The organism is Propionispora vibrioides (assembly GCF_900110485.1).
Classification (GTDB): domain Bacteria; phylum Bacillota; class Negativicutes; order Propionisporales; family Propionisporaceae; genus Propionispora; species Propionispora vibrioides.
Window position 1 is genome coordinate 175,408 of the sequence record NZ_FODY01000004.1, and the last position, 26,977, is coordinate 202,384.

General features: G+C 42.5%; 23 protein-coding genes. 1 reads left to right on the plus strand and 22 read right to left on the minus strand.

Going from position 1 to position 26,977, the window contains the following annotated elements; translation table 11 throughout:
* Positions 1–5: 5 nt before the first annotated feature.
* From BMW43_RS05355 to BMW43_RS05390, 8 genes are all read right to left on the minus strand, one after another.
* Positions 6–2,165: a bi-domain-containing oxidoreductase gene (locus tag BMW43_RS05355; protein ID WP_091744535.1), complete on the minus strand. Its 2,160-nt coding sequence runs from the start codon at positions 2,163–2,165 to the stop codon at positions 6–8.
* A complete protein-coding gene (wecC, locus tag BMW43_RS05360) occupies positions 2,162–3,433 on the minus strand; it encodes a UDP-N-acetyl-D-mannosamine dehydrogenase (protein WP_091744537.1) in 1,272 nt (423 codons plus the stop codon). Before wecC ends, BMW43_RS05355 begins: the two co-directional genes overlap by 4 nt.
* Positions 3,434–3,465: 32 nt before the next feature.
* On the minus strand, positions 3,466–4,941 hold the full coding sequence (gene wbaP, locus BMW43_RS05365; RefSeq protein WP_245732233.1) for an undecaprenyl-phosphate galactose phosphotransferase WbaP: 1,476 nt from the start codon (positions 4,939–4,941) through the stop codon (positions 3,466–3,468).
* Between the two features lie 156 nt (positions 4,942–5,097).
* Positions 5,098–6,288: an O-antigen ligase family protein gene (locus BMW43_RS05370; RefSeq protein ID WP_091744539.1), complete on the minus strand. Its 1,191-nt coding sequence runs from the start codon at positions 6,286–6,288 to the stop codon at positions 5,098–5,100.
* Positions 6,289–6,344: 56 nt separating this feature from the next.
* Entirely contained in the window at positions 6,345–7,391 is a 1,047-nt protein-coding gene (locus tag BMW43_RS05375) for a glycosyltransferase family 4 protein (RefSeq protein ID WP_143050572.1), read from the minus strand.
* Positions 7,392–7,478: 87 nt separating this feature from the next.
* A complete protein-coding gene (locus tag BMW43_RS05380; RefSeq protein ID WP_091744543.1) occupies positions 7,479–8,486 on the minus strand; it encodes a glycosyltransferase family 9 protein in 1,008 nt (335 codons plus the stop codon).
* A 35-nt stretch (positions 8,487–8,521) separates the two neighbouring features.
* Positions 8,522–9,556 (minus strand): SDR family NAD(P)-dependent oxidoreductase, encoded by a 1,035-nt coding sequence (locus tag BMW43_RS05385; RefSeq protein WP_091744545.1) that lies wholly within the window; start codon positions 9,554–9,556, stop codon positions 8,522–8,524.
* Positions 9,557–9,577: 21 nt separating this feature from the next.
* Positions 9,578–10,897, minus strand: coding sequence for a UDP-glucose dehydrogenase family protein (locus BMW43_RS05390; RefSeq protein ID WP_091744547.1), 1,320 nt, complete (start codon positions 10,895–10,897; stop codon positions 9,578–9,580).
* A gap of 169 nt (positions 10,898–11,066) precedes the next feature.
* Between BMW43_RS05390 and BMW43_RS05395 the strand changes: the two genes are divergently transcribed.
* Positions 11,067–12,221 (plus strand): glycosyltransferase family 4 protein, encoded by a 1,155-nt coding sequence (locus BMW43_RS05395; RefSeq protein ID WP_091744549.1) that lies wholly within the window; start codon positions 11,067–11,069, stop codon positions 12,219–12,221.
* A gap of 12 nt (positions 12,222–12,233) precedes the next feature.
* Here BMW43_RS05395 and BMW43_RS05400 read toward each other — a convergent pair whose 3' ends face one another.
* From BMW43_RS05400 to BMW43_RS05465, 14 genes are all read right to left on the minus strand, one after another.
* Complete coding sequence (locus BMW43_RS05400) at positions 12,234–13,196, minus strand: glycosyltransferase family 2 protein (RefSeq protein WP_177173470.1); 963 nt, start codon at positions 13,194–13,196, stop codon at positions 12,234–12,236.
* A 21-nt stretch (positions 13,197–13,217) separates the two neighbouring features.
* Positions 13,218–14,249 (minus strand): glycosyltransferase family 9 protein, encoded by a 1,032-nt coding sequence (locus BMW43_RS05405; protein ID WP_091744552.1) that lies wholly within the window; start codon positions 14,247–14,249, stop codon positions 13,218–13,220.
* A gap of 114 nt (positions 14,250–14,363) precedes the next feature.
* Positions 14,364–14,828: a D-glycero-beta-D-manno-heptose 1-phosphate adenylyltransferase gene (gene rfaE2, locus BMW43_RS05410; protein WP_091744554.1), complete on the minus strand. Its 465-nt coding sequence runs from the start codon at positions 14,826–14,828 to the stop codon at positions 14,364–14,366.
* Between the two features lie 21 nt (positions 14,829–14,849).
* Positions 14,850–15,851 carry a bifunctional heptose 7-phosphate kinase/heptose 1-phosphate adenyltransferase gene (locus BMW43_RS05415; RefSeq protein ID WP_091744557.1) on the minus strand — a complete coding sequence of 334 codons (1,002 nt, stop codon included), beginning with the start codon at positions 15,849–15,851 and terminating at the stop codon, positions 14,850–14,852.
* Between the two features lie 178 nt (positions 15,852–16,029).
* Entirely contained in the window at positions 16,030–17,451 is a 1,422-nt protein-coding gene (locus BMW43_RS05420) for an LptA/OstA family protein (RefSeq protein ID WP_091744559.1), read from the minus strand.
* A 48-nt stretch (positions 17,452–17,499) separates the two neighbouring features.
* Positions 17,500–17,853: a hypothetical protein gene (locus BMW43_RS05425; RefSeq protein WP_091744561.1), complete on the minus strand. Its 354-nt coding sequence runs from the start codon at positions 17,851–17,853 to the stop codon at positions 17,500–17,502.
* A 129-nt stretch (positions 17,854–17,982) separates the two neighbouring features.
* Positions 17,983–18,906 carry a hypothetical protein gene (locus BMW43_RS05430; protein ID WP_091744563.1) on the minus strand — a complete coding sequence of 308 codons (924 nt, stop codon included), beginning with the start codon at positions 18,904–18,906 and terminating at the stop codon, positions 17,983–17,985.
* 90 nt (positions 18,907–18,996) lie between these two features.
* Positions 18,997–19,434 (minus strand): hypothetical protein, encoded by a 438-nt coding sequence (locus BMW43_RS05435; protein WP_091744565.1) that lies wholly within the window; start codon positions 19,432–19,434, stop codon positions 18,997–18,999.
* Positions 19,435–19,488: 54 nt separating this feature from the next.
* Positions 19,489–20,382 carry a CPBP family glutamic-type intramembrane protease gene (locus BMW43_RS05440; RefSeq protein WP_177173471.1) on the minus strand — a complete coding sequence of 298 codons (894 nt, stop codon included), beginning with the start codon at positions 20,380–20,382 and terminating at the stop codon, positions 19,489–19,491.
* 395 nt (positions 20,383–20,777) lie between these two features.
* Positions 20,778–21,434, minus strand: a complete 657-nt coding sequence (locus BMW43_RS05445) for a hypothetical protein (RefSeq protein WP_091744569.1) — start codon at positions 21,432–21,434, stop codon at positions 20,778–20,780.
* Between the two features lie 224 nt (positions 21,435–21,658).
* Positions 21,659–22,906 (minus strand): S-layer homology domain-containing protein, encoded by a 1,248-nt coding sequence (locus tag BMW43_RS05450; protein WP_091744571.1) that lies wholly within the window; start codon positions 22,904–22,906, stop codon positions 21,659–21,661.
* A gap of 631 nt (positions 22,907–23,537) precedes the next feature.
* Entirely contained in the window at positions 23,538–23,951 is a 414-nt protein-coding gene (locus tag BMW43_RS05455; RefSeq protein ID WP_091744573.1) for a RuvC family protein, read from the minus strand.
* 264 nt (positions 23,952–24,215) lie between these two features.
* Positions 24,216–25,334: an S-layer homology domain-containing protein gene (locus tag BMW43_RS05460; RefSeq protein WP_091744575.1), complete on the minus strand. Its 1,119-nt coding sequence runs from the start codon at positions 25,332–25,334 to the stop codon at positions 24,216–24,218.
* A 380-nt stretch (positions 25,335–25,714) separates the two neighbouring features.
* On the minus strand, positions 25,715–26,968 hold the full coding sequence (locus tag BMW43_RS05465) for a DUF3084 family protein (RefSeq protein ID WP_091744578.1): 1,254 nt from the start codon (positions 26,966–26,968) through the stop codon (positions 25,715–25,717).
* Between the last annotated feature and the right edge of the window lie 9 nt (positions 26,969–26,977).

Here is a 26,977-nt window from a genome sequence, read left to right on the forward strand (position 1 = left end):
TGTTTTCACCCAATTTCATTGGATTTCAACCTTAATTTTGCCTCTACCTCAAATGCAATTTCCATTGCTTGTACTTGCTGCCACAAAGGTATCGGCCATTCGCCGCCACTCCGGATAGTTTTCGCCAATATTTCAACTTCTTCATATTGGCCTTTTTCACTTAACTTTGTTTGTAAAGAGTTAATTTTAGTGCCTACCGCTTGCAATGATTTATAATCATCCATAACCAATACTTTCCCATCAAAAAAGACTTCCATTTGTTCCTTCGGATAATCCTTTGCCCCCAACGCCGTATAGGTCAATGTTGCTACAGAACCATCCTCATAAGACACAGTAGCAACAAAATTGTCACTAGGACTGTAATACGCCGTCACAGGCACTATGGATTGTGCCTGAACATCCCGCACCTTACTATTCGTGAGGAAGTTAAATAAATCATAAATATGACAGGCTTCACCGATATTGCGCCCGCCCCCTTCTTCGGTATGAACCCAATGATTCAGCGGAATATGCCCTGCATTCATTCGATAGTTAATCATCAGGGGATTTGTCCGCCCCGAAGTCAGTTGATACATCGCTTGAGCATAACGCGAGAAACGACGATTAAATCCCGTCAATAAAACAGGAGCTGTTTTGTCAGTTGGTAAGGATTCATAAAAGTTTTTAATCTTAACCAATTCTTCATTTGATAGCGCAAGAGGTTTCTCGACCAATACATGTTTTCCCGCTCTCAATGCCTGCAATGCCATATTCGTATGTAAATTATGCCGGGTAGCAATAACAATTAAATCAATATTCGAATCATTTAATAACTCTTGATAATCTGTGGTTGAATATTCTGCTTCAAATTGACTGGCGACTGCTTTCGCGTTATGCCCAGTCCGACTCATAATCGCTTTTAAATGAAAATAGTCTGACAACGATTTTATATTAGGTAAATGCATTCCTTTCGCAAAACCACCTGCTCCAGCCAATGCAACCCCTATCTTACCTTCTACTTTACCTTTTGCTAAAAGATTATAAACTTTTCTGCTAGTAGCCAACTTCTCCCTTGGATACTCTAACAATACGATCATGGGCCTATCCTGACCGCTTTTTAAAGCTTCATATGCCTCAGTAGCCTGTTCAATCGAATAAGTTTTTTGAATTAGTAGATTAACCTGGATTTTTCCTTCCGAAACAAGCTTTAAATATTCCACCATATTACGATTTTCGGTCCAACGGACATATCCAATGGGGTAATCCAATCCCTTTTCTTCATAGTTTTCATCATAGCGCCCCGGACCGTAGGAAGAAGAAATAAAAAAATCCAGTTCTTTCTGATAGAAGTCAGCACGGTTTAAGTGCAAACCAACGTCACCAACCAGCACGACCCGCCCCTTTCGACGGCACATCTTGAAAGCAGTAGACACTACTGTATCTGAAAGGGTCGCTGCTGTTATAATAACACCGTCGGCACCATTTCCATCCGTCAGGCGATGTACCTGCTCAATATCTAAACCATCCTCAGGATGTAATCCATAATCCAAACCCAATTGACAGGCTAGATCAATTCTATTGTGATCTATTTCAACTCCAATAACACGGCAGCCATTGGCTTTCAGTAACTGAACTGTCAATTGTCCAATAATCCCCAGTCCAATGACTACAAAAGTCTCTCCCAATGTGGGACTACCTCGACGCACTCCCTGCATAGCGATAGCACCAAGTGTCACCGTACTAGCTTTGTCTGAATCCAAACTATCAGGAATTTTCACGACTAAGTTGCGTGGGACAGATATATATTCCGCATGAAAAGCACACTGTGCACCAGCACAAGCCACATAGTCACCTGGCTTAAGATCGCAAACCCCCTCTCCGCATTCCACAATTACACCAGCTGCGGAATACCCGGTAGGATTGCCGCTAGAAAGCTTTCCAGCTACTACACTTTTCGTTTTTTCAATTCCCTGTGACATAACCATGTCAAAGACTTTTTTTACTTTTTCCGGCTGCTGCAAGGCTTTCTTCCATAAAGGTATGCCGCTTCCCTTTACCCCACTTATTTCAGTACCGGCTGAAATGCAAGAATACTCAACTCTGACTAAAACAGTACCTGCTGACGCCTGTGGTGCCGGAACCTCTTCTACTACAACTTGCCCTTGTTTTACAATAACTTGTTTCATTGCCACATACCTCGAGTATCGATAATAAATTTCTCTTTAAGCATAGTCAAATCCACATCAGAAAAAGCTTTATGATTGACTAGCAGCACAACAATATCGGCCTCATGAATAGCGGTCATCGTTGAAGAAAGCTGAACATTTTCATTCTCTCTAAGTTGTTCTGGTAATTGCGTAACATGGGGCTCAACAATCAAAATCCGATAGGAAAGATTTTCAGACAACTTGGTAACAATTTGAACCGCAGGACTCTCCCTTAAATCATCAACATCCGGTTTAAATGCCAAGCCCAAACATGCAATAACCGGCTTTTTAAATCTATCACTTAAAGTTATAATTTTATTAACAACATGCTGAGGCTTAAAATCGTTCACTTCTCTAGCCGTACGTATTAACTTTGATTTTTGTGGCACTGCATCCACAATAAACCACGGATCAACAGCAATACAATGCCCACCTACACCTGGACCGGGTTGCAATATATTTACTCTTGGATGACGATTGGCTAGTTTAATAAGTTCCCATACGTTAATATCCATATCCTCGCAAATAAGCGAAAGCTCATTGGCAAAGGCAATATTCACATCACGAAAGGCATTCTCCGTTAATTTAGACATTTCCGCTGTGCGTGAATCAGTTAACAATAATTCACCTTTTACAAACTTCTGATACAGCTCTTTAGTTTTTTGAGCCGACCTTTTTTCGATTCCCCCGATAATACGGTCATTCTCAACTAGCTCACGCAAAATCTGTCCTGGAAGTACACGTTCCGGACAATGGGCTAGATATACAGTTTGATTCTGCTCACCATTTAATACAACGCCTCGATTGGCAATACATAAATCGGGACGAATTTCTCTTAACCACTCACCAATTCTTTCAGTGGTTCCTACCGGACTGGTTGACTCCAAAATGATTAAATTGCCTAATTCCATCAAAGGAGCAATTGTTCTTACGGCATGCTGAATATACGATAAGTCCGGTTTATGCCCATCTGTAAAAGGTGTCGGAACAGCTATAATAAAAACATCAGCCCTTTGAGGTTCGTAAAAGGCTCTTAACCTACCACTTTGTACCGCCGCCTTTACCATTACATCAAGATCTGGTTCATAGATGTGAACCCGTCCACGATTAATCATGTCTACAGTTTGTTCATTTACATCTACACCATATACCTCAAATCCTTTTGTCGCTAATAAGCTTGCTGTTGGCAACCCTATATATCCTAAACCAATCACACATATTTTTTCTGTGTATAACTTTGTATTCATACAAATCAACCTATCTATTTTATTTAATATGCTTAATAAGCACCTTTACGTTTTAACACAATACCTACCGTTTTTATTAATAAGATAATATCCAACCATAACGACCAATTGCGAACATACCAAGAATCCATCTCAACCCGTTCAGAATACCCTACGTCATTCCGGCCACTCACTTGCCATATGCCGGTAATACCCGGACGTACCAAATAATAATCGTTAATATACTTTCCATATCGTTCTACTTCAACATCAACTATTGGACGCGGACCAACCAGACTCATTTCACCTTTTAACACATTAAGAAATTGTGGCAATTCGTCTAAACTGGTTTTCCGCAAAAACCGCCCTATTTTAGTAACACGTGGGTCGTCTTTTAACTTAAAGTCCCGTTCCCATTCTTCCCGTGCTGCAGGATTATCCCGAAGGTATTGTTCTAGTACCTCGCGTGAATTATTCACCATTGTCCTAAATTTATAACAAGGAAATTTTTTCCCTTTATACCCTACGCGCTTATGGGCAAAAATTACCGGACCAGGTGAATCTAGATAGATAATTACACCTATCAAAAAACAAAGCGGCGCAACCAAAGCAACGCCAATAATAGTGCAGAAACAATCAAATAGCAATTTTAAAGCTCGATTATGGATTTGACTCAAATTGTTTTTTATTCTTAACAAGACAGTTTTTTCATTAAACAGTGTATCCAATTCCATACTTCCTACCGGTACACCCAACAAATCCGGTACAAAGGTAACATGATTAACATAGGGTTGCAAACGATATACCAAATCCAGTAATTCTTCCCGTATTAATCCAGGAGCCGCAATCAACACATGTTTGACGCCTGCATTTTGTACGATTGTCTCTGCTTGCGCAAAAGTACCGAGAACCGGATATCGTCCTGCCACACAGCTCTTTTGTGGTTGGTCTTCTATCAGTCCTACAATTTTATATCCCGAGCCGCCATTTTTTCTAAAAGATTCTAATAAAAGTTCTGCTGTTTTACCTGCTCCAACAAGAATAGTCGGCGCTTGCAGTGCTCCAATATTCATAACCATTTTTTTAAAGAAATAACGTCCAATTGCCAAATATCCGAAGCTAAAAAACCATAGCAACACAGTAAAAATGCGAGATACCTCTTTGACCGATCCACTAAAAAACAATACAACCAAGGTCAGTAACATAGCATACAAGCTCGCTTTAAATAACCGAGCCGCCTGCTGCCAAAAATATAATTTGTTAATATATTTTCTATCAAAATGCAAAAACAGCATAAACGCTGCTGGAATAATAACATAAATAAATACGTCAGGCACTATAAGATTGTCGTGAAGCAGAGGAATCAACTTGGCTCTTATGAAGAAAGCTGTCAAAGCAGCAGCAACAATCGCCAAGTAATCCATTAAGATAAAAGCCACTGATATAAAAAAAGATCTTAAATTATCCCAGGAAAGGGAACTCATCATTGACGGATTTACTCTAATAGTCGTATAACTTTGGTTATCCATGTTATTCGCTCCCTATCAACAAAATTGGACAAAATACTTTATAATTAACTTCGACAGAAACAATAACTTCCCTCCTGAAAAATATATATTCCAAAATATTCTCCAATAATTCCATATAACTCCAAATAGCAATTATTCTTAATTTGTATATATATTCTACTTACTTAATTCATCCTTTTTTGCTAGGAAATCTAAATTTATCCCCGAACAACTAAGCCCTAAAAGGAACCAGTACATACGGGTTACCGCGGAATTACCCGCGTTATACTCGGTGAAACCTTGTAATAAAAGACTAATAGTAACTAAAAAAATTGCTAATCCCCATAAATCTTTACGCTTAGAATAGCAGGTATGGGCATAAAACAAAATATACCCAAATAAATATGTGAAACCCAAAAAGCCAACAATCCCTCTATCAGCCAAAACCTGCAAAAAATTATTATGTGCATGGCTTAATTTGGGTTCTTTAGCGTTCGGAGATATATATTGTTCTTTGTAGGCCTTCTCATAGTTACCGAGCCCCACTCCGGTGATAGGATGATCCAAAAACATATTCCATGCACTATGCCATATCAATAATCGCTCTGCATTAGATTGAAATTTATCGTCGTCAATAGTATCGATTCTATGTTTTAAAGAAGGACTGTGAAAAGCGATTATTCCTATAATCACGAATAAGGTAAACATTCCAAGTAGAATCTTGGGTTTTTTCTTGATATTAAGAAATCCGTAGAACAATAATGTTAATATAACAGCAATCCACGCTCCTCTTGTCCCGTTATAGATTAAAGCAACTGTGGAAAAAATTAGAGCCATCCCAAAAACGATACGCCATCTCTTAGAAACCTCTCGATCTTCAACAAAAAAAACCAGGATTAAAGGTATCATTTGCAATAAATATCCGGCTAAAGTCATTGGATGTTCACTAAATGCAAGCGCCCTATAATTACCATGTATGCCTTGCCACATCGCACACACATCGGCAATAAACAAAGAAATAACCATAGCAATAAGTATATTGAATAATTGCCGTCGTTCCTTGACAAAACCTATTACCAGAACAAATGGAAGCACCATACGTAATAACAAGGTTACTAATTCACCAATACCATTAAATGGCTGCACCGAAAAAGGTATTGACAAAAAGCCCGTCAGGAAAAACAGAATAATTGCCCTCTTTAATTTTGGATCTACAGTAAAAAGCAAAGGTTGCTTAACATGACGGATAATCGCACATAGAGCTGCAATGTACAAAAATCCCGCTCCTATTTCCTTAAAAGTACTTGAGAACAGCGCATAAAATAACAATAGGTAATAAGCTGCATTATCTATGGTTGTAATCTTCACGTGATAAACTCCTCTTACAAGTTAAGAATTGTATCAATTTTATCAGATAATTCGAATCAAAGATTATCTCTGGCACTTTCATAAACATTACGAGTTTTTGTTACCATTTCTTGAATATCATATTTCTTTGCATGCTGAATTCCACCTGCCTTTAATCGTACAGCCAGTTCAGTATTGCTCAATCCCCTAATTACAGCCTGAGCCAATTTCTCCGGATCTTGTGGAGGAACTAAAAGACCTGTTTCTTCATCGGTAATGATTTCGGCAGTCCCCCCCGAATTAGCTGCTACAACAACCGCGCCCGCTGCCATGGCTTCCACTGTTACTAGACCAAAAGGTTCATTTAACGATGCCATGACAAAAACATCCAAGTCTTTCATGATTTCCGGGATATTGTTACGTTTGCCCAAAAAATGTACAGGCGCATTCGTTTTCTTTAATTGCGTAACATATTCACCGTCTCCAACAATAACAAAAACCACATCAGGACATTGGGATACTATTGCCGGAATACTTTCCAGAAAAGTAGCATGTCCCTTGCTAGGATGCACGCGTCCGACCATACCGACAATTTTGGTTGCTGGGGAAAGATTTAGCTCTTTCCCCAGCATACCCGGCTTTGCTGCATAAAATACATTTATATCTATGCCATTATGAATCACAGTTATCTTCTCTGACGGAAAAACCGAAATTCTACTTTTTACGGCTTGAGACACGGAAATAACCCGGTCTATTTTTTTATACAACCACCGGTGCAAAAGAGTCTCTTTTAACGGACTTAAAATATGCCTGGTGATGATCACCTTTAGATTAGGATAAAAACACTTAGCCAGAACTGCTATCCAATAATCCCGCCCATTATGTGCATGTATGATATCAACCGAATGTTCCCGACAATAATTAGCTATTCTCCAGGCACTTTTTATATCAATGGCTCCCTTGAGCGGTAAATTTAAAACCGGAATCTGTTCCTCCTTCGCCCTTTGATCAATAGCACTGCCGGAACGGCATGCCAGCACCACGCTGTCTCCCAGTGCAAGCAATTGTTTGCAGAGCAGCAAGACATGAACTTCACCGCCCCCCCACATATTCATGGAGTTCATCTGCAGTACCTTTATTGATTTCGTCCGTCCCACAAGTACTCCTCCTGTAATCAAGCATCATGTATACAACAGCCACTTTGCTCTATTTTAAATCCCCAGATCATTAAAGGCAATATTGGTAGCTTCCAAAACCTGTTCCACACGAATATCCTGAATCAGGTTTCCACTTTGCGGCCTTACAGCCCATTCCGGATGTTGATATGGTCCAATTCTTTTATAATTGGTAGGACCGACAAGCATTACGGTTCTTTTACCCGCTGCCAGCGCCGCATGCATTAACCCGGTATCTCCGCCAACTACAACGGATGCCAAGGAAGCTAATCCAACAGAAGTAACAAAGTCAGCTTCTCCGGCAGCAACCGGGTAACGCCCGGCCACGTTGCTTAATTTTTCTCTTTCTGCAGGCCCTCCGCCAAAAATAATCTGCATTCCCCGTTCGTTCCAATAATCCGCGAGAGCCTCATAACATTCCAACGGCCATATCTTGCCGGCTACACCGTTACCGGTAAAGGGCTGAATAAATAGCGTAGGCTTTTGCACCGAAAGTCCCCATTGCTGAAATAGCCTAGTAGCCTTGTTCATATTTTCCTGTGGAATAACATACTGATTTTTGACCGGAAAGCGGGTTAAGCCGCCCTTTTCCAAAAGCATCAAGTGCTGATCAATCAGATGAGTATCCTCCAGTTCTCTTATAAAGTAATTCGTATAAAACCATTGCCGTAACGGTTTTGGAGTTTTTATCGATCCCCAGCGATGCGGTATGCCGCTTAACCAAAGAAAAAAAGCATGCTCGCCATGACCGACAAAATCAATAGCTAATTGGTAATGGTTCTGTTGGACCGTACGGTACAAATCTGAACTCATTTTCCATAGCTGGGAGATGCGCTTTGAAGCAAGATCTCTCTTTTTTATAATTAGAACCTGATCAAGCCCGGGAAAACCTTTTAGTACCTCGGCATAATTGTCCTTGACTAAAAAGCTGATTTTGCTGTTAGGGAAATTAGCCTTAAGCATATAAAAAGCAGGAAGAGTAAAAATAATGTCCCCAATAGCACCACGCCTGATCATCAAGATATTTTGTATACTGTCTTTCACAATAACAATCTCCTTAATTTCAACATTAAAGCCATCTATCTTATTTGATAATATTTACAATACCAATCAGTAAATTTTTGCAAACCTTCCTCAATTGTTGTAGCTGGCTTAAAGCCTATGGCCTGATACAATAAATCGGTTGAAGCATACGTGGCAGGCACATCGCCAGGTTTCATCGGCTCAAACTTCTTTTTAAATACAACCTCTTTGCCCATGGACTTACTCAGGCATTTTTCCAATGTTGTAATAAACACCATTAACTTTTCCGGCTGGTTATTACCAATATTAAAAACCCGATGCAGTGCGGCATTTTTACCATCAGGTGGATTAGCCAAAAGCCGTTCTATTCCTTCCACAATATCATCAATATACGTAAAATCCCGGTAGAGATCATTCGCTAAATCACCATTGTTAAAAACCTGAATCGCTTCACCGGCAAAATATTTTTGGGCAAAGCCAAAATAAGCCATATCCGGACGGCCCAATGGTCCATAGACAGTAAAAAAGCGAAGGCCGGTCGCCGGAATATGGTACAGATGGCTGTAGGTGTAGGCCATTAGCTCATTTGACTTTTTAGTCGCCGCATAGAGGGAAACAGGATGATCGACTGAATCCGCTTCCTCAAAGGGCACCTTTTTATTTGCACCATAAACGGAACTGGACGATGCATAGACAAGGTGTTCTACCGAGTGAAACCGGCAGGCCTCAAGAATATGAAAAAAACCTACCACATTGCTCTGGATATAGGCGTCAGGATTTTCGAGAGAATAGCGCACACCGGCTTGAGCTGCCAGGTTAACTACAATATCAGGCTTATATTTTTCAAATACTTGAGAAACTGCCGTCTTGTCGGAAATATCTCCCTCGACAAACACAAACTTACTAAAAGCTTTTAGTTCTTCCAGGCGAGTATACTTTAGTTTAACATCGTAGTAATCATTGATATTGTCAATGCCGATTACCCGGCAGCCTTGCGTCAGCAGTTTCCGGGATAAAAAATATCCGATAAATCCTGCCGCGCCAGTAATTAGATACGTTTTATCTGTATTTAATGGTTGGTATGTTGGCATATACAACTCGCTCCTTTTAGCCTATTTCCTGCCAACGGAATAATATTCTACCCCGGCTTCCTTCATTGTGCTAACTTCATATAGGTTTCTGCCATCATAAACCAGAGGGGTTCTCATCTTGGCCTTATACTCTGCAGGTTTAACAGCCTTTATTTCACCCCATTCAGTAAAGATAAAGCAGACATTGGCACCATTTAGCGCTTCTTCCGGGCCATTGACATACGTAATGCTGCCGCTGCCGTTTGCTGCTCCTTCGGGGTATTTCCGCTTAAAGTTGTCCATTCCAACAGGATCATAGGCATAAATATCGGCTCCCTGTTCCAGTAATAACGGTATATTTTCCAAGGAAGGAGCCTCTCGCAGGTCATCTGTTCCCGGTTTAAATGTCAAGCCCAGAACTGCTACCTTCAATCCATGAAAGGTAATGAGTCTTCTACTTGCCTTTTTAAACAATAGTGTCTTTTGATCCGCATTAACCTCAATGGCAGCCTTCACTGTCCGGAATTCATACCCGTTCTGCCGGGCCAGATATTCCAATGCCTTGGTATCCTTAGGAAAACAGGAACCACCATAACCAATCCCCGCATTAAGGAACTTACTGCCAATACGGTCATCAAAACTCATGCCTTTTGCAACATCTTGAATATCGGCCCCCACCAGTTCGCAAAGGTTGGCAATATCATTCATATAAGAAATTTTCAGTGCCAGAAAATCATTGGACGCATATTTAATCATTTCCGCCGAACGCCGGTTGACAGACACGATCGGCAGCTTAAACGGCTCATATATCTGCATGAGCATATTCTCAGCCCACTTGCTTTCCGTGCCGATAATAATCCTTTTTGCATGCAAGGTGTCATACACTGCAGTTCCCTGCGCCAAAAACTCAGGGTTGGACGCTACTTCAACCTTGACATCATTCACCAGAAAATCGTTGATAAATTGTTCCACTTTGTCATTCGTTCCCACAGGGACAGTGGATTTAACTACCACCAGACAATCTTTTTCAATGTTTTCCGCAATCTGCCTTGCTACCGTTGCAATATAGGATAAATTAGCAGAACCATCCGGCTGCTCGGGAGTCCCCACACCGATAAAAATAGCGTCGGCTGCTTTATAAGCTGAAACATAGTCTGTGGTGTAATCCAGTCTGCCTGCCTTATAATTCTTGCGCATTAATTCTTCCAGTCCGGCTTCAAAAATAGGAGAAATTCCTTGCTTCATCATTTTTACTTTATGATCGTCAATATCAACACAAATTACCTGATGACCGACCTCAGCGAAACAAACTCCTGCCACCAGGCCCACATACCCGGTTCCCGCCACCGCTATTTTAAACATATTTACCATCTCCCCTTATTTTACGAAAGAGCTTTATTTCTTTAGATGATGACTTTTCCAACATTGTGTAACTATATTAGAATTTGATAACATATCAAATTTTTTTTGATATACATCCCGTATTGACTATGTTAATATATCCTTGTAACTTTACTCTGGAGGTTCACAAATGCACATTTGTATGATAGTAACCAGTTATAAAGAACCAGGAAGAACCCATACCGGAGCAGAACTGCAAGCTGATACGCAGCTTCGCGCCCTACAGGCTTTAGGACATTCTATTACGGTTATTGCCAAAAAGAAAACAAAAACAAGTAAATTCTATGAAACGATAGACGGAATAGATGTCTATCGGGTATGGCCTACTGGGTTTCGCAGTATCCTGACTGCTTTTTTATTATGGAAAAAAAGAAAACAATTTGATATTGTCCACCTTCACGGCCAGCATGTATTCACCGCCCTGGCCGCTTGGATCTGTAAACTGTTAGCTATTCCTTCTGTAATGAAAATTACCATTAGCAAGCAAGTTTTTGCTCCTACCTCAATCGATAAGATTTTACCAAAAAAATCCATTCCCTTTCGGAAATGCATCAACTGGCTTTCCCGGCAATCTTCCGCTGTTATTACCATAAGCCAGGAAATTGCGGCAGAGCTAATTGACTGTCATTTTACTCCGGAAAAAATTCAACATATTACAAACGGCGTTAATATGAGTAAGTTTCAGCCTATTTCACCGGATGAACAGTCCGCGCTGCGGAGGGAATTGGGCCTGCCGGAAGATAAAATCCTTGCCTTATTTTGCAGCCGCCTGATTCATCGCAAGGGCTTTGATCTAATCATTAACACCTGGCCCGAAATATGGAAAAACCATCAAGACTTACATCTGGTAATAGTGGGTGACGGCAACGCAGAAGCGCAGGCTCATATTCAAAAGCTTACACAACAGACTTCACCGTCTGCGATTACCGTAGTTGGTCAAGTAGCCAACTCGGCACCGTACATGCAGGCTGCCGATATTTTCTTATTTCCCTCACGAAAAGAAGGCTTGCCCAATGCACTCATCGAGGCTATGTCCTGCGGCTGCGCCTGTATTGCCTCTGATATTGGCGGCAACACTGACCTGATATCCCCTGAAAAAGCAGGACTCTTGTTCGCCAGCGGTGATTATCAGGATTTCAGCCGGCAGCTTAATGAACTGCTAACCGAGAAGGATAACATCGCCGAACTAGGACGGAAAGCAGCTTCGTATATGAAAGCTCATTATGATATTAAAATCATTGCCGCAAAGCTTGCGCAGCTATATCAAAACCTTTTATCCAAATAATTCAAAAACGCCTTATACGTAACGCAACAACCACCAGAGGAATTTATTTTTAGACTTGACCGCCCTGCACTTCAACCGATGACTGAATTTTAACCTGGTCACATCCAGCTTTTCCATGGTAAGCATATTTTCTTGGTCATCCATTAATTCTATTGCTTCTTTTTCATAGCCGTTTTTAATCATTCGCCATATTAGTTTATATAAATTGAAAGCCTCACGGGCAGCCAGATCATATGCCAGTTGTGTTTTGTTATAATGGCCAAGTTCTTGTTCCAAAATGAACTTGGCTGATCGGCGAAAAGCATAAACCCCGTGAATATGTTTCTGCCAGTTCCATTTAGCCCTTATGGCCGACCCGGTGCGAATCCGGTAAATCATAAGTTCTTTGGGAACTGCTTTTACTTTTACGAGAGACACCAGATTTTTGATAAATTCCTGGTCCTGGGCAACCAGACAGCCTTCAGTAAAATGTAAATTGTACGAGTCAATAATACTCTTATCAACCAGGATTGCGCCTATATGCACTTGCGTTTTTTTATTGATTACATCAAGCAAAATATGCCCGCTTACATAGGGATAAGTAAATTTCCGTTTCATTCCGCCTGCGTATAAGTGAGAGTATCCGCAATACACCATAGCCACATCGTCTTGCTCTTTCGCCGTTATCATTTCATCTAAAAAATCAGGTTCCCACATGTCGTCCCCGTCAAGAAAAGCGAGGTATCCCCCGACAGCTTCCTTTATGCCGGTGTTTCTTGCGCTGGATACACCGGCATTGCTTTGATTGATTAGACGAATACGCGAGTCCTCTGCCGCCAGCTTTTCCACAATGGCGGCCGTATTATCCTTTGAGCCGTCATTTACGACTAAAGCCTCCCACTCCAGATACGTCTGTTGTTGTATGGAGCGAAGGCATTCTTCAATTTCCGTTCCCACGTTATAGGCCGGAATAACAATCGACACCAGCTTTTTCAATGTATCATCCTCCAACAAAAGTTATGCCTTCCGCCCAAGGATGGCTTGTAAAGAATTATATACTTCAACAACCAAAATCTGCTCCAGGCAGTCCATGCTTTTAGGACACTGCCGCTGCCAACAGCCGGCACAATCCCGGTCGATAATAATCGCTTTGTGGCCTGAACCAAAAGGGCCATTACGGTTGGCGTCCGTAGGTCCGTATAGGGCAACAACCGGCGCGCCGGTTGCTGCAGCCAAATGCATCGGACCGGTATCGCCGCCAACAAAAGCTTGGGACCTTCTGATTAAATAGGCTAATTGCTTCAATGTGGTCTTACCTATCATGTTGACAGGCGGGATACGCATTATAGCTTGCATTTCAGCAAAGGCTGTTGTTTCTTTGGCGCCGCCAATAACGACAGGAATAACACCATCTTCATAGAGCCTGTCTGCTAATTCCGCAAAGCGGGAAACCGGCCAGCACTTATTAGGCCAGTTGGCACCGATTGCCAAAATAACATAGGAATTTTGTACGTCTAATCCGCTATGTTTTGCGATGGCCAACGCCTGCCCGGCTTCTTCCTCCGTAATCTCGATTGGAAATACAGGGGCATCAACCTGGCATCCCAGCGAACGAACCACATCCAGATAACGGTTGACCACATGTCCGTCAGCAAAAGGGCCGCATACCTTTCTACCGAGAAAATCACTGCCTTCCCGGGCATTGCAATAAACCAAGCGTTCCCGGGCGCCACTAAGCCAGGAAATCATGCCGCTTTTAAATAATCCCTGCAAATCAATACTCAAATCAAAATGATGCTGTTTTAATTCTTTTGCAAAACCCGGCCCATGCCGCAACAAGCCGCCAATTGATTTAAATTTCGGTTTATCAAAAACAATAATTTCATCTATATCCGGATTGTTCGTCAAGAGATCATAAGCCGGTTTTTCGACTACCCAGGTGATACGCGCCTCTGGGTAGCACTGCTTCAAAGCATGAGCTACAGGCAACGCATGAATTACATCACCGATGGCACTTAATTTGACGATAAGAATGTTGCGGTAAGACATCAGGCACCTCTTTTCAACCGCAAAATACGCAGAGAGCACAGAGGCAATTCAATTCATCCGCAACATCGCGCACCCTATTTGAACTTCTGCAATCTCCACGCACCTGTGGTCTCTTTATGCTTTTATTTTATTAATAATCTGAGTTGATGATCTTCCCTCTACCATGGGAACGAGAACAATTTTACCCCCATGCTTTGCTACTGCTTCCGCTTCCGGCAGCTCGGCAACGGCATAATCGCCACCTTTAACATAAATGGTCGGTTGAATCACCTCAACTAATTCGGAGGCCGTGTTTTCTCCAAACAGCACTACATAATCAACAACAGACAGGGCAGAGAGTACTTCAGCTCTGTCATTTTCATTGTTTACCGGACGGGTAGGACCTTTTAATATTCGTACCGATTGATCTGTATTCAGCCCTACAATCAGACAGTCCCCCTGATTGCGGGCGGCTGTCAAATACCGGACATGACCTACGTGCAATATGTCAAAACAGCCGTTGGTAAATACGACCGTTTTACCAGCGGCTTTCAAGCTAGCAGCTATTAATTGGACTTTTTCCCGTGATACAACGGACATGGTAAAACCTCCAGTAACACATTATGCTCCATCATGATTGCCAATCGCTTCTCTCAATTCTTCCGGGCTACTTGTAGCCGTTCCTGGTTTTCTAACCACAATGCCGGCGGCAAAATTGGATAACCTGGCAGCATCATAATAGGATGCACCGGCAGCCAAGGCTAATGTCATAGCCGCCACTACCGTATCGCCGGCGCCGGTCACATCATAGACTTCACTTTTATTGGTCACCGGAATATTGCTAATCTTACCACTTCGTTCAAAAAGCATCATGCCGTCAGGACCCCGGCTGATCAGTACGGCCTCTGCCTCAAGCCGCTCCAGAATGATCTTACCGGCATGTTGCAGAGATACGGCATCAACAGTCTTCAAGCCTAAAGCGGCGGCGGCCTCCGATTCGTTCTGCTTAACCACGGTAACCCCTTTATAGGACATAACATCATAGCGGGAGTCCACAATGCAGGGAATCTGCATCTCCTTGCAGTAGGCAATGACATAGTCCCGGATCCGGGATGACACGGTGTGACTGCCATAGTCACTTAGGACTACGGCAGCCATAGCACTAAGATTCTCTTTAATGCTTTTTACTATTTTTTCTTCCGTTTCTTCTGAAAAGGGCTGCTTACATTCCCGGTCAATGCGGACAATCTGCTGCCGGACGGTCGCCTGTCCCCCGGCCATAATACGGGTTTTGGTAATTGTCGGCCGATCAGGACCACTAATCAGCCCGTCCGTGTGAATGCCTTTATCACCCAATTCCTGCCGCAGTTGATTACCGGCATAATCATCGCCTACAACCCCCATAGCAAACACTTCACCGCCCAGGGCAGCCACATTGTAGGTTGCATTGGCAGCACCGCCGGGAACAACATGCTCTGCCGAGTGTTCCAGGATCAAAACGGGCGCTTCACGGGAAATCCGGGCGATCTTTCCTTCCAAGTACACATCGGCAACCATATCACCGATAACCATAATTTTTTTATCTTTTAACTTGGGCACAAGCTCCAGCAAAGTCTGCAAAATTAACGTCTCCTTCTAGGGAATCACTGATTTATTCACACCGCGCATCCTGGCGGATCTTTTTCCGTCTGGCTACGTCAGCAGAATCTCGAAATAGGGACCGCTATTCCTACGTTTTTACTTCCTTGCCAGCCGAAAAAATCTCTCGCTAGCCTGTCAGGCGCATTAAATCAGCGGTTCCCTAAAAATGAGCCATGGTAATGTCAAATTTAACCTGATCGCGTTTAGCCCGGTAAGTGAGGCTGGCATCCCAGCAATGCAGGTTGTGTGTCCAGGTATAATCAACATCCTGTACCCGGTGACCATCAATTTCATAGGTGTGATTAATTGCGATTGAGTTTAACCGATCAACCTTATAGCTAAACCCAGTCCGCAGTTCCTGTTCCGAGTTGGGTTGATTATAGTCAAAGGTGGTATCGTAATCATGATTATAGGAATATCCCACCCAAGTAGAAAGGCGATCCGATACTTTTTTATTCAGGTTTACATCAAAACGAACCGGCGTCCAGGTAGTGTCATTGTAACTTTCCTTAATATACCCAATGCCTGTCCCCAAGTTTAACGTAGTTGATTGGCTAAGCTTAATAGGATCTCTACTAAAATATACATGATAATCCTGACGCCAGCTGCTCTTAGCCGAATCTACCCATTTACCGTAAGAAGCGCCAAAAGTATAGCTAAACGGAGATTCGCCCAGTCGCTTGCTGGTCGTATTCAGTCTCAGTTCCGGTTCTACTTTAATCCAGGAATCATCATTGTCTTTTAAATATCCCTGCACCAACTGCAAATTATAGCCCTTTTCTTCATCCTTCACTCCATAGAAAGGCTTAAATCCCTTTTGAGAATAATAACGCAAATCGGCAAAAGCCGACAAATTGCTGTTATTACCGATAGGGGTCTCTAAATGTTGTTTCAGTGTAATTCCATCGTGGTCATATCCTATAGTGGGAAAAGGGTTATTATCCGTCTTATCCTTTTTTAACGACCCACGATAAGCGGGCATAGAATACACGACGGTATTCTTTATCCAAAACTTCGCATTATGAACAATATAATGATCCCCTGGCCAGATTTCAATCGATTCCCCGCTAATGCGGTAATCAGGCACAATAGCCGGGCAGCGGGTCATCCAGCCTTTGTTGATAATGCTCTTATCCGGCTGCAACTCAATTTGGTTCGCATGAACCCGTTCCTTATCTATATTTCCGTTAACGTCCGCCATAGTGCCGGTATGCTTTTGATAGTTATATTGTAAGGAATTGCCTGTTAAGTCCATTCCCGGTTGCATGAGTACAGCTTTATCCTGAATCCATACTTCATATTGCTTAGCGTTTCCTTCTACCAAGTCCGCCAGTATTTTGCTATCCATCTGAGTAACATTCACATTGCCCTGGGCAAAAAAGTCACCATTGGAATCGACATATTTAAGCTGATCAGCATCAATAACAATCGGAGCCTTTTGTTGAGCAGTCTTTTTGTCGGAATCAGCATCTTTAGCTTTATCGGTTTTAACATGATTGTCCGCTGCCAAAGCCGGAAAAAAAGCAGCAGCGGCCAACAGAATCCCTGCGGTACAAGCTGCCAGTTGTTGTTGCTTTTTCATAAAAGTACTCCTGTCTAGCGTAATAGTGTCATCCTATCCTTATATAGTTTACTCCACTGCCTTCAATAATACAATATCATTCCAATTTTTTGCAGTTATCGCCTCAACGGCATGTAAATCCACCCGAATCGACTTGATATCCCCTTCGGCACGTGCCACCGCATTCGACAAGGCATCCAACTGTGCCTTTTGCACTTCGTTTTGATGCAATAAGGCTTTGGCGATTTGATTCGTTTCCTGCAATTGCTCTTCTATATTTTCCGCCCGGCATTCGAGCTTATCCAATCGTTGCTCCATAGCGCCGACCCGCTGCTCAATAGCCCCAACCTGCTGTTCAATGGCCATAACCGTTTTCTTTATGGATTTGACTTCGCCTAAGAGTTCCCGCATCAGCTCTTCCACAGAAATCACTCCTACATTTTGCATATCAGGTATACTATTCTACATAGACTGCCTTTATCCTGCACAATCTGCGCCGGGAAAATATACAAGAAGGCCGCAGGCTACATAGCCTGCGGCCTTCTCTTATATTTAATTCGTTACACTTAACCCCTCTATCAAAGTGTCGGCTTGGGTCTGGATATACATAACCGCTCCAGGAGTAATCGTAATATCCTTCCCTTTGATGAACGCACCACCAACTACCCCTATAGGACCTAATACAACCATACCAGCGACCGAAGCTCCGGCAGCCTTGGCCAGAGATTTAGTCTCTTCCTTCGCTTTTTCCCCTACATAGGTGGCAATTGGCGAGCCATCAAGCGAAGCAATCGAATCAAAAGACATTTCCAGCACAGCATCCCGGCCAAAATTGCGGGACCGTTCCACCTTAGTAACCTTGCCGCTGCCCATAGCACCCTTGGCAATCACCAGTACCCCTCCGGAATAGACATCCTCAGCAGCCTGGAATAACACCTCGTCACCAACACGGCTGGAGCGGGAGTCAAGAGAAGAAACCATTTGAATCTTAATCAGCAAATCCTTATTTACCGTCGTGTGCACGGCATTTACCTGACCAGCCGGATAGGTCAGACTCAACAGCTTGGTGATCCGTTCATCAATACCGCCTTTTTCCGTAGCACCATAAATGGAATGTTCCAGATTATCCAGGCGCTGCAAAGCCGGTCCGTTATTAACAGAGTGAGTAACGCTCCATTCCGCCGCATTCAAACGCAGCACCAAGGAAGAATCCGTGCCACTTCCGCCCTTTACATAGTCGTATAACTTATCAATTTTAGTAAGCAATGCATCCTGACTATCGACATTGTAAATATCTGTTTCCAGTTTCCTCACCCGGTCGACCAGTGCACCTGTTTGCTCAACGCCATAAATTAGTTTTTCCACCGCAACTGTTTTATCAAGTGCGTTGATTTCCTGTGAAGGATCAGCCGCTACTACGATAGAAGACATAAGAAACAAACCCAGTACAACTGTTGACAATATTTTACGAAACATAACCTGCCTCCTTTGTTATCCTCTTATACTCTATAATAATTCTCTTTTTCGAAAAAATATCCTGCCAAACGGCAGGATATGAATAGATTATTAGATTCTTACATCAATCATGGCTGAAACGCCCACTCCCTGCACCCGGGAGAAATTGACCGGATTTTTACTGTCAATGGGAATCAAGGCTTTAACCCGGAACTGGCTGCCGTTGAAGTTTCCCTCAATCTGTACAACCGCCTGCACCCTATCTACCAGGTTCTGAGGCCCCGTCACCTGCACAGCCCCCACATAGCCGCCACTGCCAAACGTTAATATCGGCACCACTTTGGTTGCATAATCTGATCCGGCCCCGTGCTGCATTGTCAGGGTATTAATAAAATTGTTCAGCGGCCCGGCAAACTTGTCAATTACAACTGCGATACCGCCAACTTTAAGAATATCTCCTAAGCCAAAAGCCTGTGCCGCCGGTACAGCTCCCACAGAAAGCAAACAAACCAGCAATAAACCCACAACAAATTGTTTTTGCCTTTTCATACGTAATCCTCCCTATAAATGATCTTCTCAATAACGAAACTATATTTATCATATCTACAAAACTCCCGGATTTTCCTTATCCAAAAAAGAAAATCCCCTTACTTTCTTCACAAAAATTACAAGCAATGCTGCTATCAATAGAGCAAAGCCCAAATAAGGCGCATTTGTCACAGAAGCCTTCAAAATATCCATTGAGCCATCCTGAGAGAAGGATATCGCTACTTTCCCCCCTACCCGAGCGGCAAACACCATACCGGCATGAAGACCAATCGCAGCATACAAACTGCCCATATATTCATATGTATAAATCAAAAGAAGACCTAATGCAGTGATAAAGAAGAACATTCCTACTGATGAAGCATTGATAAATTCCAGCGAAACAAAAGTCTGGATAAGATTTTCTTCCCCCGCAGCCCAGCGTAATAACCAGGCAAAGCTAATCCAATGAAGACTGCCAAAAAAAGCAGCCGCCAGCAAAGCCGCCGGCATCTTATTTTGTAAATCCCGCCAAAAGGCCTTATACACAATACCGCGAAAAAAAGCCTCTTCAATGAACGCTACCGTCAATGCCCCTAACAAATACCAAAGTAAGGTACGCCATATATGATCAGCAGGAAAACGCTCCCATTCCAGAAACCCATACCCCATCAGACACTTTGCTGTATAAAAAGCCAACACAGCAACGCAGCCAATTATAAAGCTATAGATAAGCAAACTGGTTCGCCGGCGATTTAGCTTACCCAATTGCATAGAAGGAAGATTAAAACGAGAGTAAACGTACCAAACCACAAGGGCAACAATCACCATTGTTACCCGCAACAATATATCATCGGCATCCACGGAAGCCAGTACCGGGAAATTCATTAGCAAAAAATTATAAATCCAGGAGAAGGGCCAAACAACAATAAGTAATGCAGCAAACACAATAAATACAAAAAGAAAGCCCAAGCCAATCCCTCCTGTCATACTGACTATATAGTCTATTTTAGCATAAGAGACTCCCGTAACCAAGTTTTTTGCGGAATTTATACGAGATTATTTATCTATCCTTAAATGAAACCAAAGGAATTTGCATCAATTATCAGCCTTAATCCAGTGAATAGCGGCAATATCTTAGCCTCTCTTTTGTTGTCTGACTCCTGTTATACCTCCCTTCTTTATCTTGGGCCATACCATTATCTAGTGTTTAAACAAGGAAAGTTGCTAACTCTCATAAAAAAAGCCATTACACAACGTAAAAAGTTTTTATGGCTGTTAAGCGGTGATTTAGTCACCCAGACAAGCCTGCTTATTTATCGCTGTATAATAGCTACATTCATATTTATATTATTAACTAACAAGTATTAAAAAGGACTTTTTAACATTGTCCAATCATACAGTTTACCTTCTAAAGCACGTTTAGCATTATAAGCAGAAAAACGTTCTATAGTAAATTCCTTAATGTAAGTATCACCACTGATCATGGCGGGATGATTGATAAATTTCCCCTCATTTTGTACATTAAATGCTAACAAAGTAAAATAACTACCCTTTTGTTTTGCATTTTCTTTAACAATGACCCCCAAACTTACCGGTGATTGCGGTTCAAAAAAATTAGAAGTAATTTCTCTTTTGGAAGTAAAGCTTTGCGCTGCCGGAGAAGTCACTAATTCATAGGCTTCCGGGAAATAGATTTTAAGATCTTTTATTTTGATGGCATAGTTGAAGCTAAAATGTTGAATTTGGACATACGCACCGGGTTTCGTAGTTTCATACATAACCGACATATGTACCGGAAGTCCGCTGGTAACGAAGGAATAGATATAAGTCGGGTCTTTAGAATATTTATGTCCCTCCTTATCCCATTCATCTTTAGTCCAGTGATTTTTGCTTTCGTCAACGACCGTACCATAATCTCCATATTTATTTGTTATTGTCGCTTGTGTGTCATTGAGGTTTGCATAGGAAAAACCACTTAATAGCACCGTTAGCAGAGAAAAACATACCCAGATCTTTTTCAAAACAATCCCTCCACAATAATTAATACTATGTTTAAAAAAATAGATCTTACAATGAAATTATATTCTTCCTATATTTACTAAACACCTTTAATTTTATATATCAATTTATGAGCTAACTGACCCCAAAACAAACTATCAGTTGAAGGTACTTTCTGTCTTACATTATATAATGGATATAATAAAAAATACCGCCGGACACATCCGGCGGTATTAGTGAATTATTCTTAGAAGAAGAATTCAACCTGAGTTTGATACAGTTTGGATTTATCGTTGGTAGCTCCATCAACAGTTGATTTTACATCAACATATTGGAATTTCCACAATGCATTAGCCATTGGTACATAGCTGAAGCCAACTTCATAACCTTTACCACCAGCTATTTGGGTTCCAAATGCATATGCTTGGTCAAATGTAGCTTCCGGCGAAGCAGCAGCTTCAATATTACGATAGTTAGTAAAGATACTGAAAGAACCCGGAGCTTTCAAATCAGTCGCCTTATAAGCCAAACCTACAGTGTAAGCTTTGTCCTGATCATCAGCATCAGATTTACCATAATCGCCATTCAGGGTCAAGTTTTTAACGATCGGACTATCGAAGCCAACTTCCCATACTTTTACTTTATCGCTATCAAAAGTTGTCGAATAGGAAGAATCTTTGAATACATAGTAACCAGCATTCAGGTTAGTCTTACCAGCAGCATATTTAAAGTCAACACCGTAGGTTTCAGGTTTTACATCGCTATACAAAACACTGTCATGGTTATCAGTACCATAGAACACATTAGTTTTCAATTTGCTACCGAAAGCCACATTAGCACCATTTAACGTGCTATCAATCATCAAACCATGACCTTTGAAATAGTCAAAACGACCAGCTGTTACCGTTGTGCCGAAAGCAGGACCACTTACATAAGCATTGTCCATAGTAACATCAGTTGTTCCTTCGTCATCGCTCTTATTTAAATCAGTAACAGCTTGCAGACGACCATAATAGCCCCATTCATCGTTAATTTTGCCATTTACATGGAGACGAGTACGAAGAGTAATATCATTTGCAGAACCGGCTTCATATTTGTGGTCTTCATAACGCAGACGAGCTTCACCGCTGATGTTTACAGTGTCAGCTGCAGCTTTCTTTTCCAGAGCAGCTACCTTTACGCCTAAGTTGTCAAGTTCCTGAGCATATTCAGCGCTCAGTTTTTCGATTAAGGCTTTGTCAGCAGCGTTAGCTTTTTCTTCTTTAGCTAAAGCCTTAGCTACGATAGTAGCCATTTCATAACGAGTCATGGTTTTGTCACCTTTGAAGGTTCCGTCGCCATAGCCGTCAACGATGCCGTCAGCAGCCAATTTGGAAACAGCGTCGTAGGACCAATGTTTGGCAGGAACGTCAACAAACGGATTTGCAGCAAATGCAGTACCGGCGATACCCATGGTAAATGCAAGAGCCAAGGATGCAGCAAGTTTCTTTTTCATTCGATAATCTCTCCTTAGGTTTATTTTTTTGCGAGCTTCTCCTAAGGAAGGAATGCAGCGACTGAGTTTCCATGTTTCCTCAAGCCTTTATTCCTCTCTCAAAGAGATTGCTCTATCTATCACAACTCCAAGGACTATTATCCAGTCCTCTTCGGTGAAAGATCACCATCACTACCTATAAGGTATGTAATTTTTGCCTATGTATTCATAATATTCTATTTGGGCTAAAATATTCCTGCTTGTTTGTTAAATTTTTTTAAACTTTTTTTAACACTGTGCAAGAACATTTTCTAACTGTGTAATCATATCATTCAACTGTGTAAGAAAATTCCTCAACTGTTCACATTATATTCCATCTCCTACTGCCTGTCAAGGAAATAAATACCATGTAGTCTGAATATACTGATTTTAATAATGCACAGGTTTATGTTGATTTTTTCTTGTTCTTTTATCATATACCAACTGCACATTCCGAAGTGGTCTGCCTACTTTAAAATCATAATTACTTCACAGGCCTTTTATCGCAATGCTTTCCAGTTATCGGCTACCATGTTCGCAAGGTGTACCTTCGCCACCTCGCCTTACGGAAGAATGCCCACGGATTATTTTACACTTTCCATTAGACAGACCACTAGTTTCCTGACGCAAAGTAACGCTTTGCCAGGATAACCGCCACATAATCATCAACCGGCACCGGCGGTACCTGCATTGTCAAAGGGATCAGTCGCTTCAAGCCGCGCGGCGGATGTTCCCGCCAGTAATACTGGCGAGCCAATTCGGTAGTATGATGCTCATCGACACTTACAATTTCTAATTTTTTATCTTCTATTAACAGCTCCGACAGTACCTCCTTGGCCCTGCCGGAAGACGTCCGATCACCAAGCACCAGGGTAGTCAGTCCATATCTCAAGGCAAGTTGCCGGACTTCTTCAACAAGCTGTTTAGTGGCAATCACGCCTTGCCAAAGCGCCCCATCGGTCCTGCTCATCACGGCTACGCCGCATTTTTCCCGCCCCGGGTCCACGGCAATTACACAATCAACCATCTTATCGTCCCCTCTCTCAGGTTTAGTGTATTCGTGGAAAAAGAGGGATATACCTGCAATGGGAACTTTGTCCTTTTGCCCATTGTCATTACTGCCAAAGAGTAAAAAGGAAAAGCTTTTAATTGATGCAACACAGGTCGGTATTGTACAGAAAAAACGCTTTTATCGGTACTGTTCCTCCACCTTACAAAAAATAATAATTTTAAACATCAAACTAACAAAAAAAGACGCCCCCGGAAGGACGCCTTAGTTAAATCAGTTATATTAGAATTTTACATTTACGCTAGCGGAAGTACGGTGGTTATCATTGTCAAAGTCTTGGTATTTAACGTTCAGGTCAACGTTTTTGTCAAGAGCTTTGTCGTATTGATATTCCATACCTTTTACTTTACCGGTAACGTCAAGGCCGGTTAAGCCATCATTTAACGTAGAGTAGGTGTCAAGAGCACCGGCTTCGATGTCTCTGTAGGTTGCGCTTAAGCCAACTTTGTCAAATTTCACGCCATAAGCGGTAGCAGTTGCGTCAGTAGTATCATTTTTAACGTATTCAGCATTGGCAGTTACGTTTTTAGCGATACCGAAAGCAGCGTTAGCACCATACAGTTTATTTCCGGTAGTATCGTTTTTCAGGAAGTCGGCACCCAATTTCACACCGTTGAAGGTTGTGCCGTATTCAGCAGCGTATACACGGTCTGCCTGTTTGGTGTTACCGGCAAATACTTTTACGTTACCCAATTGAGAAGAGATACCGTTTAAGGTTCCATCCATGATAGCACCTGAACCAAGGAAGAGGTCCTGACGGCCAATGGTGTTACCCAGGCCAAGAGCATTGAAGCTAACATTGGCAGTATCCAGGTCGATTTTGGCATCGGAATTGTCTTCTTTTGCATTGATGTCGCCAGTAGTCAAGCGAGCGCTGAATTTCATGTTGTCGCTGATTTTGCCGTCAACACCAAAGCGGGCGCGGTAGTCAACTTTGCTGGCTCCGTCTTCCACGCTGCCATAACGGACACGAGCGTCACCGGACATTTTTACCAGGTTGTCCATTTGATCTTGCAAGCCATCAACTTTTACACCCAAGGTGTTCAATTCAGTAGCAAATTCTTTGGACAGCTTGTCCACAGTAGCCTGTTGATCAGCAGTCAGGTCTTTGTTCATAGCTTTGGCAACTACTTGAGCCATTTCATAACGGGTCATGGTTTTGTCACCTTTGAAGGTGCCGTCGTCATAACCGTCAACAATACCGGCTTGCGCCAATTTGTTTACGGCATCATAGGCCCAGTGTTTGGCAGGGACATCGGAGAACGGATTAGCGAAGGCAGGAACAGCGAAGGCCACGGTCAATGCGGCAGCGATAGCTGCTTGTAAGAGTCTCTTTTTCATTTGCGAAATCCCCCTAAAAAATTAATGTTTGTTCGCGGGTGTTGCCACCGGCTTTCCATTCATAAACCGTCAGCTTAGGAGGATGATATGAGTTTCCACGTTTCCTCATAGGCCTCATTCACTTTGGCTTACTCTTGTTATTGCCCCTGTCGCGTTTCACAGGTTTTATAGTTTACATAATTCTACGTTTCTTTTCGTTCTCCTGCTTAATCAGCTGGTGTAAATTTTACCATAACCCTTGCCAATCAAGCATTGACTACTCAGTCACGTATTGTCGAAAAATAAAACACATTTACATAATGTATTTTATAGATATATAAATTCGGCGAAAAATAAAAGAATCCTGCTTACTAAGCAGGATTCTCCGCCGGTATATTATGTCAATTTATATTGCGAACCCGGATATCAATGGTTAGCGGCCCAATGGTGGTGACATTGTCATTCGCCACAGCCATCATTTCGATTTTGCCGCTATTGTAGCGTTTTACCTTGTTGACCGTATCGTAAAACTGGGCGCCGCTGATGGAGCCAACCGTCCCTTGCAGAGGATCGGCCAGAATGCCTTGCTTGATAGCGGCCGCATTCACTTGCTGCAGGAAACGAAGCACTAATTCCTCCGTCGCTTTGGACGAGTCGGGTATATCAAAAACCTGCGAGTAGACGACCGCTCCTTCGCTATATAGATGGCGGTTAGGAAATACCGAAAGGCTGCCGATAACCGGCTCACCATAAACAGTATTACCGGAAGCGGCAATCCGCACCACCGCCGTTTCCGGTTCAGAAGCAATCGCTTCTACAGCTTGGTCAAAATCGCTTTTGCTAATCCAAAGGACATTAATCTCTTTACCGGTCAGACCCAGCTTATTAATCAGCATCTGATTAGTACTATAGACAATACCTCGCAGATGATTTTCGATATCCTCCCGGTTACTGGCGCCGGATACGACCGAGGTCGACAGTACTTCTCCCGCCTGATACAGGATAGAGCCTTCCCGGACAACCTGCAAACCCTCTTTTAAGTTGACTGTCAGTTCATTTAACCGGTCCACATCGCTTTGCAAGTTAGTTTTCGCCTGATTTAGCGAAGTGACTCGCGTATCCAGTTCTTTTTTGGTAGCTTCCAGCGCCTGTATTTCGGTAGCCGCTTTCGTCAGATCACCCTTCGCCTGGGCATAGTCGGCCTGCATCTGTTTTAAGGAGGCCGCCGTACGATCCCGTTCGGCCGCTACTTTGGATAATTCGTCAGTAATAGCCGCCAACTGGGCTGATGTCTCCTTAATTTTGGCGGTCAAGCCACTATATTCTTTGGTCTTAGCCTCCAGTTCGGCCCGGCTGGCTTCCAGTTCCTGATTCTTCGTGGTCACATCGGCCGACAGCGATGAGAGGCGGGCCCTCAGTTCGTCCATACCGAACAGAGCCGTGCGAACGTCCCGTGATACCAAAGACAGCACTCCTAAAGTGGAAGATACAATCAGAATGCCGGTGATAATCGTGACTAATATAGAAGTATGCTTGGGCCGCAGGCCAAAGATGGTCAATTTCCGTTTGCCCACTTTGGTTCCCAGCCGGTCGCCGATATAGGCGATAGCGCCACCGGTAACAGCCAGCACAGCAATGAGCACTATTCCGTACATACGTTGTTC

Bases quoted from the DNA above. Each gene is read 5' to 3' on its own strand.
- BMW43_RS05450 (WP_091744571.1), bottom strand. From the start codon at position 22,906: ATGAAAAAGAAACTTGCTGCATCCTTGGCTCTTGCATTTACCATGGGT.
- BMW43_RS05355 (WP_091744535.1), bottom strand. From the start codon at position 2,165: ATGAAACAAGTTATTGTAAAACAAGGGCAAGTTGTAGTAGAAGAGGTT.
- BMW43_RS05375 (WP_143050572.1), bottom strand. From the start codon at position 7,391: ATGAACTCCATGAATATGTGGGGGGGCGGTGAAGTTCATGTCTTGCTG.
- wbaP (WP_245732233.1), bottom strand. From the start codon at position 4,941: ATGGATAACCAAAGTTATACGACTATTAGAGTAAATCCGTCAATGATG.
- wecC (WP_091744537.1), bottom strand. From the start codon at position 3,433: ATGAATACAAAGTTATACACAGAAAAAATATGTGTGATTGGTTTAGGA.
- BMW43_RS05465 (WP_091744578.1), bottom strand. From the start codon at position 26,968: ATGTACGGAATAGTGCTCATTGCTGTGCTGGCTGTTACCGGTGGCGCT.
- BMW43_RS05460 (WP_091744575.1), bottom strand. From the start codon at position 25,334: ATGAAAAAGAGACTCTTACAAGCAGCTATCGCTGCCGCATTGACCGTG.
- BMW43_RS05420 (WP_091744559.1), bottom strand. From the start codon at position 17,451: ATGAAAAAGCAACAACAACTGGCAGCTTGTACCGCAGGGATTCTGTTG.
- BMW43_RS05395 (WP_091744549.1), top strand. From the start codon at position 11,067: ATGCACATTTGTATGATAGTAACCAGTTATAAAGAACCAGGAAGAACC.
- BMW43_RS05390 (WP_091744547.1), bottom strand. From the start codon at position 10,897: ATGTTTAAAATAGCGGTGGCGGGAACCGGGTATGTGGGCCTGGTGGCA.
- rfaE2 (WP_091744554.1), bottom strand. From the start codon at position 14,828: ATGTCCGTTGTATCACGGGAAAAAGTCCAATTAATAGCTGCTAGCTTG.
- BMW43_RS05405 (WP_091744552.1), bottom strand. From the start codon at position 14,249: ATGTCTTACCGCAACATTCTTATCGTCAAATTAAGTGCCATCGGTGAT.
- BMW43_RS05385 (WP_091744545.1), bottom strand. From the start codon at position 9,556: ATGCCAACATACCAACCATTAAATACAGATAAAACGTATCTAATTACT.
- BMW43_RS05435 (WP_091744565.1), bottom strand. From the start codon at position 19,434: ATGAAAAGGCAAAAACAATTTGTTGTGGGTTTATTGCTGGTTTGTTTG.
- BMW43_RS05430 (WP_091744563.1), bottom strand. From the start codon at position 18,906: ATGTTTCGTAAAATATTGTCAACAGTTGTACTGGGTTTGTTTCTTATG.
- BMW43_RS05455 (WP_091744573.1), bottom strand. From the start codon at position 23,951: ATGGTTGATTGTGTAATTGCCGTGGACCCGGGGCGGGAAAAATGCGGC.